This window comes from Desulfosporosinus shakirovi, assembly GCF_020595055.1.
Taxonomy (GTDB): Bacteria; Bacillota; Desulfitobacteriia; order Desulfitobacteriales; family Desulfitobacteriaceae; genus Desulfosporosinus; species Desulfosporosinus shakirovi.
The window spans coordinates 1-18,601 of the sequence record NZ_JAJDOO010000016.1; the positions used below are offsets into that span (position 1 = coordinate 1).

Below are 18,601 nucleotides of genomic sequence, written 5' to 3' on the forward strand. Positions count from 1 at the left end.
ACTCTTTCGAGTTTCTCTCATTGGCTGTCCTTGTTGTTTAGTTTTCAAAGACCATGGTGTATTTCACGTCCCTTTAGGACCGGATTAAATTCTAGCATTTCTAGCTTACATTGTCAATACCAATTTATTCCAAACTCCGATTCTTAAAGGCGTACTTGTTTACTCCGCTCTTGGCAGGTATTTTGTCGAGCGAACAAATAATACTATACCATAACTATATAACCCGCCTCAAATATGATTTGAATCCATAATATTATTATTATATCCCAAAACTGTCCATATTCTTACTTATGCTCCGTTTATCTGGATAATAATACTTTTGTTTAAAATATTTCTTAGCAGGTTTCAACATAGTCCCTATTGACAAAAGCTACCCAATTCTTAAATCGGGTAGCTTTAAACACTAATAGGTTATTCAACATCTTCGTCTTGAATATTTTCATCTCTTGGCCGCATCGTTGGGAATAGGATGACGTCACGAATTGAAGCAGAATCCGTTAATAACATTACCAAACGATCTATTCCAATTCCCAGTCCACCAGTAGGCGGGAGCCCGTACTCTAGAGCTTGGACAAAGTCTTCATCCATGATATGAGCCTCATCATCCCCTTTAGCCCGCTCAGCAGCCTGCGCTTCAAAACGTTGTCGCTGATCAATAGGATCATTTAATTCGGAAAAAGCATTGGCAAGTTCACGTCCATATATGAAGGCTTCAAACCGATCCGTATATTCGGGGTGCTCAGCATTACGTTTAGCGAGCGGGGATATTTCTACGGGATGTCCGATTATAAATGTTGGTTGTATCAATTTTGGTTCCACGAACTCTTCGAAAAACTCATTAATAATTTTCCCGCGAGATGAATCCGACTCGACATGCAAACCTTTTTCTTGAGCTGCAAGACGAGCTTGTTCATCCGTTATGATTTCCCTGAAATTTACTCCAGAGTACTCCAAAATACCATCAAGCATTGAAAGTCGCCGCCATGGAGTCTTGAATTGGAGGGGTTGTCCTTGATAAGTAATTTCCAACGTACCATGTATCTTTTGCACAATATGGGCAATCATCTCTTCCGTCAATTCCATTATATCTTCGTAGTTAGCGAACGCTTGATAGAGCTCCATCATAGTAAACTCTGGATTGTGCTTGATTGAAATTCCTTCATTCCTGAAAGTACGGCCAATCTCGAATACTTTTTCAAACCCGCCAACAATTAAACGTTTCATTGGGAGTTCAAGAGCAATCCTCAAATAAAGATCTATGTCAAGCGCATTGTGATGCGTGCTAAATGGACGTGCTGCCGCTCCACCAGGAATTGTATGTAACGTGGGCGTCTCAACTTCAAGGAATTCCCGTTTCTCTAGAAACTCTCTCATAAACCGAATGATTTTACTTCGTGTTATAAATACTCGGCGAACATCAGGATTCATAACTAAGTCTAAATAACGCTTGCGATAACGTGTTTCTACATTGGTTAGACCGTGGAACTTCTCTGGGAGCGGGCGCATTGCCTTGGATAGCAGTAAAACCTCACGTGCATGAATAGATATTTCCCCTCGCTTAGTCCGGAAAACCTTCCCTTTTACCCCAACAATATCTCCAACGTCGAATTTGGTAATTAAATCAAACATAGTCTGACCCAATTCGTCCATTCGGATATAACTCTGAATACGGCCATTAAGGTCTTGAACATGTGCAAAGATAACTTTCCCCTGATCACGCTTGCTCATAATTCGACCAGCAATACTTACTTCTTGGCCTTCTAATTCTTCAAAACGCTCTAAAATGTCAGCAGTTTTATGGGTTCGAATATAGCGATCAGCATAGGGTTCAATATCTGCTTGGCGAAGCATCTCAAGTTTTTCTAAGCGAATTCGCCAGAGGTCGTTGGTATTCTCCATCTTTATTCCTCCATAAATTATTATCTAATTATCAATTTTAACAAACTTAGACTTCAATTAAACAAGGAAAATCAATTTTAACAAATAAAGTGCAGCATCTGTACGTGGCCAAACCAGTCACAGAAACACTGCACTTACAAATACTTAGTTCTAATGTTTTGTAAAATTTTAGTGTACACTCTTACTTGATCTTACTTAATATCTAGAATTTGATAGTGTAAAATACCTGCTGGTACATTTACTTCAACTATAGACCCTTTAGTTTGTCCTAAAACCGCTTTTCCGACAGGGGATTCATTGGAGATTTTGTTGGTACCTGGATCGGCCTCAGCTGATCCAACAATAAAGTACTCTTCTTCCTCAGCAAAGTCCAAGTCTTTCAGGAGCACCTTTGTGCCTACTGCCACGACATCTGTTCCTTCGAGTTCATCAATAATTCGCGCATTCCTAAGCATTTTCTCGAGAGTAATAATCCGACCTTCGATAAAGGCCTGATCATTCTTAGCATCATCATACTCTGAGTTCTCACTAATATCTCCAAAGTCAATGGCCTGCTTAATGCGCCCGGCGACTTCCCGCCGCTTCACAGTTTTAGATAGCTCCAACTCTTCCTCAAGTTTTTTGAGGCCTTCTAATGTTAGAATAACTTCTTTTTCAGCCATATTTTCCTCGCTCCCTTTTCTCATCCTACGCATTGTGCTTCTATAACTTGTCGTAACGCCCACTTTTAAAAAGTTATATGCCTAATTCCTTTTAAGTCTAGGAACTCCTTGAAAGATTCCTCATTTACATTACTCGTTATTATAAGGACCTTGCAAAATATTGTCAAGGATGGGGCTGTTATCTATAACGAGATATGTCATCATATTATTCTTTTTTTCAGCAAAAAATAACACTTCATCCTGTTATTCGGGTTAAGACAGCTCTCATTTCTTCCGGTGATCTCGTTTGCATAATTTCATCCCGGACTTGGGCTGCCTTCCTTATGCCTTTAATATACCACACCGCATGTTTTCTCATTTCATTAAGACCAATTCTTTCACCCTTATAACGCAACACACGCTCGAAATGCTGTAATGCCACCTGTATCCGCTCTTCAATTGACGGTTCAGGCAATAAAATACCATCTTTTAAAAAAGATTGGGTACGCGGAATAAGCCATGGATTGCCCAAGGCACCACGTCCGATCATTACCCCGTCACATTCCGTTTGCTCGATTAATCTACCGGCGTCTTCAGGCTTAGAAACATCCCCATTACCGATAACCGAAATACTTACTGCTTGCTTTACCCTCCGAATCCATCCCCAGTCAGCATGACCCGAATAAAATTGCTCGCGGGTTCTTGCGTGAACTGTTAGCATCTGGACACCTACCGCTTCTAGACTTTTAGCCAGTTCAAGGGCCACAATTTCTTGATCGTTCCAACCAAGGCGGATTTTTACCGTTACTGGTACATTAACAGCTTGTACGACAGCTGAGGCAATAGCTTGCGCACGGGGGAGATCCTTTAGCAGTGCCGACCCTTCACCATTCTTAACAATTTTCTGTGCTGGGCATCCCATGTTAATATCAATAACATTGGCGCTGGATTTCACGGCCAACAGAGCTGCTCGGGCCATTGTCTCAGGATCCGTACCAAACAACTGTACGATTCTCGGTTCCCCTTCTCCGCTCAAATCCAGCATCTTCAAGGTTCTCGAGTTTTGATAAGTTAATGCTTTATCACTTATCATTTCCGTCCAAACATACTCTCCGCCCACTGCACAGACTGTTTCTCGAAATGCTTTATCTGTCACACCAGCTAAAGGTGCCAGAAATACCGGGACTCCAAGTTCATAATGTCCTAACTTCATATTCTTATTCCTCTTAATAACTATTTCCTGTTACGTTCGTAGATTAATAAAAGTCCCTCAAGGGTTAAGAAGGGATCGACAGTTTCAATCATTTCCGATTCTTGAGAGATCATTTTGGCTAATCCACCTGTGGCAATTACTTTGGTCTCTGGTCCTAATTCCCCTTTCATACGTTTAACTATTCCATCCACCTGGCCAGTGAATCCATAATATATCCCGGATTGCATTCCAGCTACCGTATTTTTTGCGATAACTGAAGTGGGCTTAACCATTTCTATGCGAGGTAATTTTGAGGCCCTTTGAAAGAGGGCTTCTGTCGAGATCCCTATTCCTGGAGCAATCGCCCCACCTAAGTATTCTCCGTGTTTTGATACTACGCAAAATGTCGTTGCAGTTCCAAAATCGACAATGACAAGTGGTCCTCCATATTTAGTATATGCAGCTACTGCATTCACAATGCGATCAGCCCCAACCTCTCTGGGATTATCATAAATAATTGGCATCCCTGTTTTAACACCAGGCCCCACAACAAGAGGTTCCACTCCAAAATACTTTCGAGCGAGAGATTCTAACGTAGGCATCACCGGTGGGACTACCGAGGAAATTACAACCGCACTAATTTCTTGAAAGGTCAAGCCGCTTAAATCGAATAAATTTTTAATAACCACCGCATACTCGTCCATAGTACGTGATTTATCTGTTGACACCCTCCAATGATGAGTTAATGTTCTCTCATCGTAGACCCCCAACACAATATTTGTATTACCCACATCAAATAATAGAATCATAATAATGCTCCTTTTGGCCCATTTAAAGTCCTCTTTCCCAGTTTGCTCTCGTCGTGGCTTTAATCTCGCCCAGGTCAAGACTAAAGTCCAAGGCCTTAACCGAATGGGTCAAAGCACCAATTGAAATCAAATCAACCCCAGTCTCAGCCACTTGACGAAGTTGATCTTCCTGAATCCCCCCTGAAGCTTCAACGATTGCCCGGTGGTCAATATAAAGAACTGCTTCCCGCATTTCCTCGATTCCCATATTATCCAGCATAATCACATCAACACCACAAGCTACGGCGTCTTCCACCTGTTCGATCGTTTCACACTCAACTTCTATCTTAACCATGTGCCCGATCTCGGCCCTTACCCTTTGAACAGCTTCTGTTAATCCACCCACTGCAGCAAGATGATTATCTTTTAACATCACTGCATCATAGAGTCCAAATCGGTGGTTATGCCCGCCTCCGACTCTTACCGCATATTTCTGCAAAGCTCGCCATCCTGGGAGAGTTTTTCGTGTATCCACAATACAGGTCGAAAGTCCAGTGACCTGATCAACGGCACGCTTTGTTGCCGTAGCGATTCCTGAGAGGTGTTGTAAAAAATTTAAAGCTGTTCGCTCTCCCTGCAAAATAGTGCTTAAAGGGCCGTCTAGCTCGATTACAACCTCGCCAACCTTGACTTCATCTCCATCTCTCACTAATTTATGGACCTGTATCCGTTGGTCTACACGCTGAAAGACCTGCTCAACAAGTGCCAGACCAGCGACTATCCCATTCTCTTTAGCATACAGTTTTGCCAAACTGGTTAAATCCTCCGGAAAAATCCTTGTGCTCAGATCCCCCGTCCCGATATCTTCCATCAATGCCTGATCAATCAGCTCTTGAAACTGGAACGTAGCGTACATCATTATCCTCCTTATGTTGCAGAGAGTGCTTTTGCCAGGATTCATCAAGCCGCACGGGATAATCTGAACGGAAATGCCCGCCTCGACTTTCTTTACGATCTAAAGCGGCTTTGGCAATAGCTACTCCGACCGTCAACATGTTTACTGTTTCAAGTTCATGCACAGAACCTGTTGACAAGACTTCTCGCTCCCAACCCAGCAATAACCCAACGGCCTCTCTAAGCCCCGTTTCATTTCTCAAAATACCCACTTTGTCCCACATTAAGTCTTGAATATGTGTCCTCAAGCTTTGACCATTTATGGCTTTCTGTGATCGATATATTCCTGTTCCATTAAAACTTCCCTCAGGACTAAGTACGTCCTCCCATGAAGGACGTTTACAAGGACCCTTATCCCCTATCTTTTCTACGATACGCGCTCCAAAAACCAGTCCATCCAACAATGAGTTACTTGCTAACCGATTAGCGCCGTGGACCCCATTACACGCGCATTCTCCAGCCGCATAAAGATGAGGCAGGCTTGATTCCCCATAGGAGTTTGTTGCGATTCCGCCCATCATATAATGAGCTGCCGGTGCAACTGGTAAAGGCATAGTTAATACATCCATCCCATACTTCAAACACGTTTGGTATATGGTAGGGAATCTCTCAAGGATCCTCTTTTCTCCGATAGGTCGAAAATCCAAATAAACTGAACCACGATTCATTTCTTCCCAAATTGCTCGAGCGACAACATCCCGTGCTGCAAGTTCTTTCCCAATAATGTTTTCCATAAAGCGTATCCCAGGCGTATTAATTAAATGTGCACCTTCACCACGCACTGCCTCCGAGATGAGGAAGCGGGGCGCATTAGGGATCAACAAAGCCGTAGGATGAAATTGAACAAATTCCATGTCCATCAAATCTGCGCCTGCACGCAAGGCTACGGCCATTCCATCACCTGTAGCAACACTGGGATTTGTTGTAAAGCTATAGACCTGCCCCAACCCTCCGGTTGCCAGAACTACTGCATTTGCTAAGTGACTTTCCAGCTCCCCTGTTTCTCCATTAAGAACTAAGGCCCCAACAATATGCCCTCTATCATTTTCTAAAAGATCAATCACAAAACGTTCTTCATAGGTGCTGACATTAGGGCTTGACTTTACCTTGGCAACTAAAGCCCGTTCTATTTCCCACCCCGTAGCGTCTCCCAGCGCGTGCAGTATTCTCCTCTGACTATGTGCGCCTTCACGGGTAAGAGCAAGCTCCCCATCATGGTAGTCGAACTGAGCACCCATACCCATTAATTCCTCAACACAGATAAGCCCTTCTTCCACCAGAATCCTTACTGTCAAAGGGTCACAGAGCCCTGCTCCAGCTTTAAGAGTGTCATTTAAGTGCAACGTTGGAGAGTCAGCTTCATCAATGGCTACCGCGATCCCACCTTGGGCATGCTCTGTATTGCTTTCTTCAATTGTTTTCTTAGTAAGAACAGTGACCTTAAATTGTTCACTTGCTTTGATTGCCGTGTATAAACCAGCGATTCCGCTTCCCAATACAAGTACGTCCGAATCAAAGACCTTTACCCCTGTTTTAGACCAAGGGTATAAATATCGTCTCAACACGCCCATCCCCTGCTCTTCTGCTGCTTATAAAGCCAGCATTCGCTCTAGTGCCGCTTTGGCTTTAACTCGTATTTCCTCTTTCACTGTAACACGTGGAGAGAGATTTTTAAGTGCATCTCTTACCTTTTCTATGCTTGTCAATTTCATATTTGGACAAACTAAACGTTCTGAAGCGAGATAGAATTTTTTCTCAGGACAAACTTGGTGGAGTCGATGTAAGATTCCTGACTCCGTCCCCACAATAAATTCTTGGTTTTCAGAGTTTTGAGCGTACTTTATCAATCCTGCTGTAGAGCCAACATAATCCGCTGCTTCGCAAATGTCTTCTCGGCATTCTGGGTGAACTATGACTTTGGCTGAGGGATGCTCATTCTTCGCTTGTTGAATGTCTTCCTTCGACAATCGGTCATGAGTTTTGCAGTAACCAGGCCAGAACTGAAGGGAACGCCCAAGGATTTTGGCAGCGTAACGGCCAAGATTTTCGTCCGGAATAAATAGGATGTTATCTCCTTGCAAGGACTGCACTACTTTCACCGCATTAGAGGAAGTACAGCAGATATCGCTCTCCGCTTTGACTTCTGCAGAGGAATTAACATAACATACCACCTGAACTTCGGGAACCCTCTTTTTATAAGCTCGCAAGCCTTCAGCATCAACCATGTCTGCCATTGGGCAACCCGCCTTTTGATCGGGCAATATTACAACTTTGTTCGGGGACAGAATAGCTGCACTTTCTGCCATAAAGTGGACACCGCAAAAGACAATGACCTCCGCGTCTGTATTTGCAGCTTGTTGACTCAGTTGCAAAGAATCTCCAACGAAATCTGCGACATCCTGAACCTCGGGTCTTTGATAATAGTGGGCTAAAATAACTGCTTTGCGTTCTTTCTTAAGCACTTCAATCTCCGCAGCTAAAGTCTCAAATAAGTCTTGGCTAATGGTATAATTCATAAATTATTATGCCCTCCCTTGAGTAACAAAATCTTTTTTAAAGATTAGGTCTTTCGACTAAATTTGTCAATATTCCCGTCCATGAACTTCTTCTGAAGCAATCTTAGTTTCATGGTTTTTTTCATCGACAAAAACGACTTTAGGGGTATACTGATGAGCCTCTTCATCAGTCAACACAGCATAAGAAATAATAATTACTTGATCGCCAACTTGCACCTGACGAGCTGCCGCGCCATTTAAGCATATCACTCCAGAATTTCTCTCTCCGGGAATAACGTAGGTTTCAAGCCTTGCTCCGTTATTATTGTTAACGACCTGAACCTTTTCATTAATCAATAAATCCGCTGCCTCCATCAATGCGACATCAATGGTAATACTGCCTACATATTGAAGATTCGCTTCTGTTACGACTGCCTTATGAATTTTTGATTTCATCATCGTTCTATACATTCTGCTTAACCTCCACTACTTTATTATCAATTAAACGGGTTGTCCCAAATTTAACTGCTAAAGCTAATAGCACCGGCCGCTTTATTTCTGTTACTTCAGACAAGTCACTGGCATCTCTTACCTCTGCATAGTCAATAATACCCTGACTCTCAAAAGTAATCCTTTCTCGCAGTTGCCTTTCAATTTCCCGAGCTGATCGCTGCCCCGTTTGTATGCTTAACTCTGCGGCAGCAAGACTCTTGGACAAGATTTGGGCTTTTTGCCGTTGTTCTGAGGTTAAAAAAATATTGCGGGAACTCATAGCTAACCCATCTTCTTCCCGAACAATAGAGACAGGGCAAATTTGAATTGGCAGATTAAGATCTCTCACCATACGTTCAATAATCAGATACTGCTGATAATCTTTCTGCCCAAAAAATGCCTTGTCAGGTTGGACAATATTGAACAACTTGTTTACAATAGTAGTGACTCCACGAAAATGTCCAGGACGAGTTGCCCCACAAAGCATCGCATCTAATTGGCCTACCTCAACAAATGTAACCATCGGATGGGGATACATTTCTTCAACCGTCGGATGAAAAAGGGCATCAACCCCGGCCTCTTCCAAGAGCCGGACATCACGTTCTAAGTCTCTGGGGTAACGTGATAAATCTTCATTGGGGCCAAATTGCAATGGATTAACAAAAATGCTCACTATCAGGAAAGCATCCTTTTGTTGGGCTTGCGCAATTAATGATAAATGTCCACGATGTAAGAAACCCATCGTAGGCACAAAATTAATTTTTCGTCCCCGTTCTTTTTCCTCAGCTATCATCTTACGCAGTTCATGGATATGTGAAGTTCTTTTCACATCTCACTCCACCTTTCTTATCGAAATTCAACGTCTGAATTTTGTCCACCAAGCAACAATTTCAAAGTCTTTAGCTCCTCTGAAGGGTAGCTTAAGCCTTGAATTGCCCTCTTGTTTTCCCCTAACTCTAAAGCCTTTACTCCCAAGCTTTTATAAATCTCCGTGAGTTTAGACGGCAACTGATCTAAATGCCCTTTAATAACTTGTACATCTCCACGAGCAATTGGTCCGGTTAATGCTTGGGGCAACCCTACTTGCTCTAAATTAGAAAGTGTCCCTTTCATCAACGGTAATAAAGAAGCCAAAGCTTCCTCTCCTTGAATTCCTGCTGCTGCAAAAAGCTCTACAGCTAATGAAGCAAGTACTGCCAAATAATTCGAGGCTACAACAGCGCCAGCATGATAAAGTGTCTTCTCATCAGCTAAAATTCTATGCGGAATTCCACCGAGATCTTTCACTATCTTCTCTCCCAGTACCTCTTCCTCTCCTTCTACTCCAAAGTGAGTTCCAGAAAGAATTGTCAGTGCATTATCCACACTTGCAAAGGACTGTAGAGGGTGTAACGACAAGCAACGCACAGGTAAGTCTTCCTGAACACGCAGAATGGTCGAAGGAAGCGAACCTGAACAGTGAATCCATATTTGCTCGGGAATAATTAGATCTTTTTCAACTAGATTCTCTGCAATCGATCGAATCATGTCATCCTGTGTCGTAATAAGTAAAAAATCAACTACAGGCACAAGCTCCTCTAAAAGAAGATGATCAATATTGAGATAACTGCGAAACCGTTCATATGAGAGTCGACTTCGGGTATGAACCCCTAAACATTCATGACCTGCCTCTGTTAATTGCACTGCTAATGCGGTACCTACTATTCCGGCTCCAATTATTCCAAATTTCATTTCGTGCCTCCTTTCAAACGCAGTTTGATCATGCCATGGTGTTCACAGTAAGAAAATTGATTATCCATTCTCAGTGTGCCGCATTTCGGCATGAAGTCAGATCGGTATAAAAAAAACCTTCACGAGCGTGAAGGATATTTTCTCTCTCCTCCGTCTCAGTCATCAAGATCTAAGCGGTTTATTATTTAAATTTTATGAAAATAAACATTTATCCGTCTATTCAGATATATTTTACAAAAAATAATTAATCTAAATCAGTACAATTCAAGAATGATATTGTCTGATATTAGATTTCCGTTAAACAGGTAAGGGGATAAACCTTACCATCTCCCACTGCTTGATTTATGGATCTGCCCGAGGGCAGGATGAGTTTTGGTGCAATTTCCCTTAATGGAGCAATCACAAAAGCACGTTCTTCCAAGTATGGATGAGGTAACCTTAATTCTTCTGTCTCACTTACTCTATTATCGTAAATTAAAAGGTCTATGTCAATGGTTCTTGAACCCCAATGTACCTTGCGCTCTCTCCCCAGGCTCAGTTCAATTTCTTGGCAAACATGAAGCAGGTCCAAAGGCTCCAGGGTTGTCTCAATCTCTATAACCAGATTCCAAAATAAAGGTTGATCTATCCCCCCCCAGGGTTCTGTTTCATATATGCAGGACATCGCCATTATTCTAATTGATCGGCCTTTCAAAGCCGAAATCGCCTCTCTAAGGTAAAAAGCTCGGTCCCCCATATTACTTCCCAACCCTAGATACACTTTCATCGCTTTCACCTGCCTCGCCAAATCTCCGCCGAAACATCTCTAATAATTCCTGGGATTGGTGCCTGTGGCTTGTGTACCTCTACTCGCACTGATTCACAGGCAAACTGCCCCAGTACCCTTTGGGCAATTTCTTCAGCCAGGCGTTCTATTAATAAATACCTGCCCTCAGTCACGCACGCTTTTATAACTTGGTATACCTCTCCATAATGAATCGTATCCTCAACTCGATCAGAAAAACCTGCCTGTCTCAAGTTGTGGAAAAGATCCATATCTATTAAAAATCTCTGTCCTAAAATATTTTCTTCGGGTAATACCCCATGGTACGAATAGAATTCCAGTCCACGAAGGTGAATCACATCAAGCTCCGACATAATGGACTCCTCTCTGCCCCCTTACAATGGCATCTGCCATATGTATCGCCCTGCTATTTGCCTTAACATCGTGAACACGGATAATATCTGCCCCAGAAACAACCCCCAGAACGCTGGTTGCCAATGTCCCCTCTAAGCGCTCATTCACCGCTAGGTTTAAAGTATTTCCAATCATTGATTTGCGAGAAGCCCCTAATAATACAGGGTGTCCCAGCGTCTTGAATTCTGCCAAACGGGCCATTACCTCAAGATTCTGCTCTGTTGTTTTCCCAAACCCGATTCCTGGATCCAGAATAATCTGGTCTCCTGACAATCCCTGAGTTTCAGCCAATTCGATGCTCTTTTGCAAAAAAGCAAAAATGTCCCCCATAAGATGATGGTAGACAGTTCCATCCTGATTATGCATTACAACGACGGGCACTCGGTAATCCCCAACCACTCTAGCCATATCCGGATCTCTTTGCAATCCCCATACATCATTAATCATATGAGCACCTGCTTCAAGCGCTTTGGCCGCGACGCTCGCCTTATAGGTATCTATTGAGACAGGGACGGCTACTCGCTCTATAAGCGCCTTCAGTATGGGCTCTAAGCGCTTCCATTCTTCTTCAGCACTTACACCCGCATAATTCGGCCGAGTAGACTCTCCGCCAATATCTAAAATATCTGCGCCTTCATCTATCAAACGTTGCGCTTGGGAAATAGCGTCTTCAATACTAGCGTATCTGCCCCCATCAGAGAATGAATCTGGGGTTACATTTAGAATCCCCATGACAAGGGTGCGCTCGCCCAATATGAGTTCTTTTCCTCGACAATTTAGACTGCGGGTCATCGATGGCTCCAAGTTAATAAGTAACTGCTTGAGGGCCTGTCCGATCTTCTTAAGTCCAAATGGTTGGGCTAACACCTTTTTCGCAAGGTGGTCTAGTTGCCGAACTGTACCGAGTAACATAACGTCTGTTGCATCTATGCTATTTGTGATTACATCCCGATGAACTGCAGCATCTCCACCAACAGAGAGCATCTCTTGCTTAAGAATATGGGCTGCACGTAACGGAACTTGCTCTAATTTTATCGCACGGCCAATTCCTTTACCTGCCATGTTTGCGACTCCTGCCGGTTCAGATCCAATCTGGGTCAACGCCATCTTAGCTTCTGACAAGTTATCAATCGCAACCCAACGCATTCCATATATTTGCATTGCGGTCCCTCCTTAATACACAATTTGTTTCATTGCGGGCTTGAACTTGTGACATAAAGTTTGAGCGGAACAATATCGACAATCTCTAGACCAATCATCCGCATTAGCTAATACCTCGCCAAGTAAAGTCAGATTGTCATCATGATGCCGACGATGTTCACGGATTCCTCCCAGGATTATCCCTATATCCTCCGAGCAAAAATTACACGATTTGAGCAAGGGGAGGGCCAAGCGGGCACTTGCCTCAGCGTGATCTTCACCCGTTTGATATTCTACCCATCGTCCGATATCATGCAACAATGCAGCAGCATAAATTGCTTCTTTAGACAGACTTACATCCCCTTTTTCCAGCAGATAAGCATAGGAGATGCGTGCAACACTTAACCCATGTTCAAAGCCATGTTTACAAAATCGTCGTTCCTTTTCAAATTTATCAATTTTCTCTATATAGCAAATATAATCTTCAAGGTCCAATAGCTGGTTGACGCGAGCCATTGAATGTAACATATAGCCACACTCCCAAGATTTCATCTCATTTCTCCCAAAACTTAAGCCCCTGACTCAGCTAAGGGTTTCGCTTCCTTAAACGAATATGACCCTTTGTAGGATGGGATACGCAGAGTTTTCCTTACTATACTTACAGTCATACCTTTATCTTTAAGAGTTTTTCCATCTAGTTGGGAAACATAGTCGAGAAGCGTTTCCTGATCCCCGATGGCACTAAATTCATAAGGGTTTCCCTCTGTACGATTTATAGGCACTTTGTTTACTAGGATGGTCGAACTTCCGCTCAACACAATATCTGTAGAACCAACAATCCGTTGGCCATTGATGCTGATTGCTTCAGCACCAGCCAGTTTTAAGGTATTGATCATTCTTAAAATTTCGTCCGTATAAAGCGGAAACGTTACCTTTTTATTACGGTCGTCGATGCTTACCAAAATTCCTGGTCCTTCTACTTCTTGTGTACCATCAAGCATTTTCAATTGTTTAAGATGTACAAGCAGTTGAGGATCCGTCCCGACTTGGTTACGTGCTAAGTCCAGCTTTTCAGACAGGTCCTTATGCCTTTCCTGAAGCAGAGCATTTTGCTCCTGAGAATTTACCAGCACTGCTTTCATTTGAGACATCCGTTGCTCACTAATTTGTTCGGCAGCCGATACATTCTTTTGAGTTTGAGCCTGAAGGGCAATTAAAAAACCTAGGGCAATCGCTACCATAGTGACCGGTAAAGCTAAGGTTCTTTTCCAACGTTGCATTACGTTCCCTCCTTAATGGGTTCCGCATAATGATAATCTCTCAATCTGCCAGCCGGAGTCTTTACTTCGTCTAAAACCTCAAGTTTGCGAGTTATTCCATACTGTTCTTGATACTCCCCGAGTCTATCCCATCCATAAAAATTAAGGGCAGCAGATAAATTATATGAATCACCGATAGCCCCAATCACATAAGGGGGCATTTGACGAGTGCCATTGATCTGGATAAACGATCCACCACAAAACACTTCTGTATATGTCATCACGCGCTGACCATTGACCGCAATAGCTTCCGCTCCACCATTCCATAGAGCATTCAAAATTTCTTGAATGTATTGTTCATGAATTACAAAATTATTTAAGTTTTCTTCTCCAGTGGCTACGCGAGTGGAGTCATCCAAAGTGATTTGCACACCTGGACCCGTGAGCTCAATTAAGCCCGCATTCATCATGGCTTCTTTTACTTGCTCATTTAGCAATGAGGACGCGCTTTGACCCTGGGCATATTTAATTAATTCTTGCTCTATTTTATCATTTTCAACGGAAAGCTGTTGATTCTCCTGTTCCGTTTTAATCAAACTAGGGATAGCAGTTTCCTGTTGTGTCGCCTGACTGCCCGCAACACCCTGCGCTTTAATCAGCAGGACAAAGAGAAATCCTAGCAAAATTGCAGAAAACCCCAGCAGAGACCGTTCTTTTCTATCCAGATGCATTTGATACACCTCCATAATACCAACTTTAGAAAACTTGACAGGCCATAGATAGACTATAAGTTATACTATCTGACTGGTATTTGAAAAAAGGACACCCCTGCGGGCGTCCCTTATTAAATTTCTTATTTATTCACTCAGCCATTCATCGCCAGCTTTTCGATAGTCAACAAGTTCTTCGGGTTTAAAGTAAAGGGCAATTTCGCGGTCAGCACTGACAACGGAGTCTGAGCCGTGGATAACATTTCTGCTAATATCCATCCCATACATCCCTCGAATAGATCCCGGGTTTGAATTTGCAGGATTTGTTGCGCCCATTAACTCACGAGCCAAAGCAACTACGTTTTTACCTTCCCAGACCATTGCTACAACCGGAGAGGACATAATGTAACCAACCGTCGGCTCAAAGAACCCTTTGCCCCTGTGTTCAGCATAATGTTCTTCCGCCAAGGCACGATCTACTTGAATTAACTTCATACCCGCAAGTTTGAAGCCCTTTTTCTCAAAACGATTAATTACCTCTCCGACTAATCCCCTCTGAACTGCATCCGGCTTGAGCATAATAAATGTACGTTCCATTCGTCCTTCTCTCCTCTACAAATCGAAACTCTTTCTAAACTATTGAATTTTATCCAACTCTTTTTCCATTATTTGGCCAGTCAACTCAGTATCTTGCTTAGTTTTAGTTTCTGTACTATCTAATGGACCTTCAACAGCCTTTTCCAAAGTTACCGTGCCTTCGGCTTGTTTGCCTGCCTCAGGATTAGGATCAAATTTAGCCATCAGTGCTGCGAAATCTTTGACATCAAGGGTTTCTTTCTCCATTAATGCTTCAGCAATGGCATGCAGTTTTTCGATATTTTGCTCAATCAGATCTTGAGCCTTCTGATAGCAACCATCGATAATGCGCCGAGCCTCTTTATCAATCGAATATGCTACAGCATCACTGTAACTGCGATCTCGCGAAATATCTCTGCCCAGGAAGACTTGCTCTTCTTTGTGCCCAAAGGTTAGTGGACCTAACTCTTCGGACATGCCCAGTTCAGTAATCATTTTCCGAATAATTCCCGTGGCCCGCTCTAAGTCATTAGATGCACCTGTACTAATTTCATGAAGTACCACCGCTTCAGAGACGCGTCCACCAAGTAACATAACTACTTGGTCCAGCAGTTGGGATTTAGTCATATAATTACGGTCTTCTTTCGGAAGAAGAAGGGTATAGCCTCCTGCCCGTCCACGCGGGATAATGGAAACCTTGTGTAAGGGATCCGTATGAGTGAGGAGCTCTCCTAACAAAGCGTGACCTGCTTCATGATAGGAAACCAATTTCCTCTCAAATGGACTTATTACGCGACTCTTCTTCTCAGGCCCTGCAATAACTCGCTCTATAGAATCTTCCACCGATTGCTGTTTAATTTGGGTTTCGCTACGGCGAGCAGAAAGAAGTGCAGCTTCATTTAACAGATTTGCTAAGTCCGCCCCAGTAAAGCCTGAGGTTTGACGAGCAATAACCTGAAGGTCAACATCCTCCTTCATCGGCTTACCTTTAGCATGGACTTTAAGGATCTCTTCACGTCCTCTGACATCCGGAACATCGACAATTACTTGCCGGTCAAAACGGCCCGGACGCAAGAGTGCTGGATCAAGTACATCCGCTCTATTTGTAGCCGCAATGATGATAACTCCATCATTGCCATTAAATCCATCCATTTCTACAAGAAGCTGGTTAAGAGTCTGTTCCCGCTCATCATGTCCACCGCCTAAGCCTGCTCCCCGTTGCCGTCCAACAGCATCAATCTCGTCAATAAATACAATGCAAGGAGCATTTTTCTTGGCCTGTTCAAACAAATCCCGAACTCGAGAAGCCCCAACCCCTACGAACATTTCCACAAAGTCTGAGCCACTGATGCTAAAGAATGGCACGCCTGCTTCTCCAGAGACAGCGCGTGCAAGCAAAGTCTTGCCTGTTCCAGGAGGTCCGAACAGCAGTACACCCGTAGGGATCTTGGCCCCTAATTCATGAAACTTCTTCGGCATCTTCAAAAATTCAACTACTTCTTGAAGTTCCTCTTTAACCTCATCAGCACCTGCGACATCTGCAAATGTCACTTTTTTCTTATCTTCCCCAACCAAGCGTGCTTTGCTTTTTCCGAATTGCATGACTCGGTTTCCACCACCCTGGCTTTGTTGCATCATAAAGAAGAACAAACCAACGATGACAATAATAGGCAACATTGTGGTTAGCAGTCCTACCCACCACGGTGTCTTTGGAGGCTGTTCTATGACAAAAGACGGAACGTGTGCAGATAAATCTGTGGTAAGTTGTGGGTCTGAGGCAAGTCCAATCACCTCGTGTTTTTCATCATCCTTCATTGTGACGGAATATTTAGTCGAATTGTTTTCAACAACAGCAACAACACTTTTAACCTGATCCGCTACTACTGCCTTTTTAAAAGCGTTATAATCTAAACCAATCTCTTTACTAACGGGAGGGGTCGACCACTTTATCAGCATTATCGCCATGAGAATTATTAGTATATAAATTGCCGCATTCTTAAAGACCTTCAAATATGGTCCTCCTCTCTAGTTAGGAAGTTGCTTCACCAAGAAGCAATTCTTCATATTATACCATGGGGTATTGCGTTTTACAATGAATTCAAATTAGAACACCCTCTCAGTGGTATGAGAATACAATACATTTTTTCGTCATCATAATCGCCATTATACAGTCCACTTTGGCGAACCCCGGGAATCCATAGAACCTCTGTCCCTATGGCGATCAAAGGCACGCTGTTTCTCTCTTTATCGGCTACTTTTGCTTCCTGAAAAATCTTTTTAAGAGGCTTATGTCCTACACCCTTAAACCACATTTTATCCCCTTCTCGCCTTACACGGCATACCAAGGATTGCTCAGAAGTGCGAGTCAATAGGCCGCGGCTGAAAACCGCTATCTTGTTCTCACATCTATCACTGTAATTTGGCGTAGAACGATTCCATTCTTTAAATAGGCCAATTGCCATTTTTAAGTTGGAAACTTTAGTCCATTGCCCCATGACTAAAGGTATCTCTGAGTTTAATCCCTGCTGTTCGCTTAAAGCATCCATTAACCCGTCGTTTTGTCTGCTATTGATATGCGAAGGGCTAAACCTCAACCCCACTTCTGAGATCCTAACCCTCAAACCTGGCAAATCCTGAACCCAACCGAGCTTACCCTGAGAGGACATAATCTTTGCAACATAGGCAAAACCCAGTCCACGGGGTTCTTGGGTGACCTGCATAGCCGCCTTACGCAACAGACGAGAAAGAATTGCAGCGGGCTCCTTGAAAACGTCAAGGCTTAAGCAGATCGTTCCCTCAAAATCTTTATAGCGATACCGTTTCCAGGCGGCCTCCACCTGCTGGTCAAAATATTCTTCATCCCAACGCAAAAGTTCTCCTGTTCGTCCCAAGGCTTCCTGAATTCGAGAATTGTAGCTCCTCTCCAATTCTGGTAACAACTCTAAGCGAATTCGGTTGCGTACATAAACTGGTTCTTCATTTGAGCGATCAAGAGCATATGGAACTGATTCACTCTCACAATAATGTAATATATCTGCTTTTGTAAAGGTTAACAAAGGGCGAATAATTGAGCCTTTGCTAGGATACATTCCCGCTAAACCCGCTGTCCCGCTTCCTCTAAGCAACCTGAAAAGAATGGTCTCTGCTTGGTCTCCTAGGTGATGAGCCGTGGCTAGAAGCGAGCACCCTTCCTTTGCCATATCTTCTTTCCAGCGAGAGTAGCGCCATTCCCTCGCAGCTTCTTGGAAGGATTGGCCCGTACTTTTAGCGTATTGCTTAGCATCAAAACAATGTATTATACAAGGCACATTCCACTTCTTAGCCATCTGGCGAACTAAGTCTGCTTCTTCATCCGACTCTTTTCGAACCCCGTGATGGACATGGGTTAATACTAGCGAAATTCCTCTCCAACTCTCCTCTTGTACATACCTCCAAAAAATATGACTTAATGCCATTGAGTCGGGTCCTCCGGATACTGCAACCATAACTCTAGATTCAGAAGGAATTAATTGAGGCAATATGAATTTGCGCAATTTCTCGTACATCT

At 43.2% G+C, this 18,601-nt stretch carries 19 protein-coding genes; all 19 read right to left on the reverse strand.

Features of this window, described 5'->3' with window-relative positions:
* Positions 1-411 precede the first annotated feature (411 nt).
* Positions 412-1,899 (reverse strand): lysine--tRNA ligase, encoded by a 1,488-nt coding sequence (gene lysS, locus LJE72_RS14450; protein WP_229248387.1) that lies wholly within the window; start codon positions 1,897-1,899, stop codon positions 412-414.
* Between the two features lie 191 nt (positions 1,900-2,090).
* Positions 2,091-2,561 carry a transcription elongation factor GreA gene (gene greA, locus LJE72_RS14455; RefSeq protein ID WP_229248388.1) on the reverse strand — a complete coding sequence of 157 codons (471 nt, stop codon included), beginning with the start codon at positions 2,559-2,561 and terminating at the stop codon, positions 2,091-2,093.
* A 235-nt stretch (positions 2,562-2,796) separates the two neighbouring features.
* Positions 2,797-3,753 (reverse strand): tRNA dihydrouridine synthase DusB, encoded by a 957-nt coding sequence (gene dusB / locus LJE72_RS14460; RefSeq protein ID WP_229248390.1) that lies wholly within the window; start codon positions 3,751-3,753, stop codon positions 2,797-2,799.
* 20 nt (positions 3,754-3,773) lie between these two features.
* Positions 3,774-4,541, reverse strand: a complete 768-nt coding sequence (locus LJE72_RS14465) for a type III pantothenate kinase (RefSeq protein ID WP_229248392.1) — start codon at positions 4,539-4,541, stop codon at positions 3,774-3,776.
* A gap of 22 nt (positions 4,542-4,563) precedes the next feature.
* Positions 4,564-5,436 (reverse strand): carboxylating nicotinate-nucleotide diphosphorylase, encoded by an 873-nt coding sequence (gene nadC, locus LJE72_RS14470; protein WP_229248394.1) that lies wholly within the window; start codon positions 5,434-5,436, stop codon positions 4,564-4,566.
* Positions 5,402-7,045, reverse strand: coding sequence for an L-aspartate oxidase (gene nadB, locus LJE72_RS14475; protein ID WP_229248396.1), 1,644 nt, complete (start codon positions 7,043-7,045; stop codon positions 5,402-5,404). The genes nadC and nadB overlap by 35 nt, the downstream gene beginning before the upstream one ends.
* Positions 7,046-7,063: 18 nt before the next feature.
* Positions 7,064-7,990: a quinolinate synthase NadA gene (gene nadA, locus LJE72_RS14480; protein WP_229248397.1), complete on the reverse strand. Its 927-nt coding sequence runs from the start codon at positions 7,988-7,990 to the stop codon at positions 7,064-7,066.
* Positions 7,991-8,056: 66 nt separating this feature from the next.
* Entirely contained in the window at positions 8,057-8,440 is a 384-nt protein-coding gene (gene panD / locus LJE72_RS14485; RefSeq protein WP_073026858.1) for an aspartate 1-decarboxylase, read from the reverse strand.
* Positions 8,433-9,290, reverse strand: a complete 858-nt coding sequence (gene panC, locus LJE72_RS14490) for a pantoate--beta-alanine ligase (RefSeq protein ID WP_229248398.1) — start codon at positions 9,288-9,290, stop codon at positions 8,433-8,435. The genes panD and panC overlap by 8 nt, the downstream gene beginning before the upstream one ends.
* 17 nt (positions 9,291-9,307) lie before the next feature.
* Complete coding sequence (locus LJE72_RS14495) at positions 9,308-10,192, reverse strand: Rossmann-like and DUF2520 domain-containing protein (protein WP_229248399.1); 885 nt, start codon at positions 10,190-10,192, stop codon at positions 9,308-9,310.
* A gap of 286 nt (positions 10,193-10,478) precedes the next feature.
* Complete coding sequence (gene folK, locus LJE72_RS14500; protein WP_229248400.1) at positions 10,479-10,958, reverse strand: 2-amino-4-hydroxy-6-hydroxymethyldihydropteridine diphosphokinase; 480 nt, start codon at positions 10,956-10,958, stop codon at positions 10,479-10,481.
* Between the two features lie 5 nt (positions 10,959-10,963).
* Positions 10,964-11,329, reverse strand: a complete 366-nt coding sequence (folB, locus tag LJE72_RS14505; RefSeq protein WP_229248401.1) for a dihydroneopterin aldolase — start codon at positions 11,327-11,329, stop codon at positions 10,964-10,966.
* Entirely contained in the window at positions 11,316-12,530 is a 1,215-nt protein-coding gene (folP, locus tag LJE72_RS14510; RefSeq protein ID WP_229248402.1) for a dihydropteroate synthase, read from the reverse strand. Before folP ends, folB begins: the two co-directional genes overlap by 14 nt.
* Before the next feature lie 12 nt (positions 12,531-12,542).
* A complete protein-coding gene (locus LJE72_RS14515; RefSeq protein WP_229248404.1) occupies positions 12,543-13,037 on the reverse strand; it encodes an HD domain-containing protein in 495 nt (164 codons plus the stop codon).
* 41 nt (positions 13,038-13,078) lie between these two features.
* Positions 13,079-13,789 carry a DUF881 domain-containing protein gene (locus LJE72_RS14520; RefSeq protein WP_229248406.1) on the reverse strand — a complete coding sequence of 237 codons (711 nt, stop codon included), beginning with the start codon at positions 13,787-13,789 and terminating at the stop codon, positions 13,079-13,081.
* Positions 13,789-14,499, reverse strand: coding sequence for a DUF881 domain-containing protein (locus LJE72_RS14525; RefSeq protein ID WP_229248408.1), 711 nt, complete (start codon positions 14,497-14,499; stop codon positions 13,789-13,791). Before LJE72_RS14525 ends, LJE72_RS14520 begins: the two co-directional genes overlap by 1 nt.
* Positions 14,500-14,625: 126 nt before the next feature.
* Positions 14,626-15,075, reverse strand: coding sequence for a nucleoside-diphosphate kinase (ndk, locus tag LJE72_RS14530; RefSeq protein WP_229248410.1), 450 nt, complete (start codon positions 15,073-15,075; stop codon positions 14,626-14,628).
* A 39-nt stretch (positions 15,076-15,114) separates the two neighbouring features.
* Complete coding sequence (gene ftsH / locus LJE72_RS14535) at positions 15,115-17,064, reverse strand: ATP-dependent zinc metalloprotease FtsH (RefSeq protein ID WP_282437911.1); 1,950 nt, start codon at positions 17,062-17,064, stop codon at positions 15,115-15,117.
* Between the two features lie 77 nt (positions 17,065-17,141).
* Entirely contained in the window at positions 17,142-18,599 is a 1,458-nt protein-coding gene (tilS, locus tag LJE72_RS14540; RefSeq protein ID WP_229248412.1) for a tRNA lysidine(34) synthetase TilS, read from the reverse strand.
* Positions 18,600-18,601 lie beyond the last annotated feature (2 nt).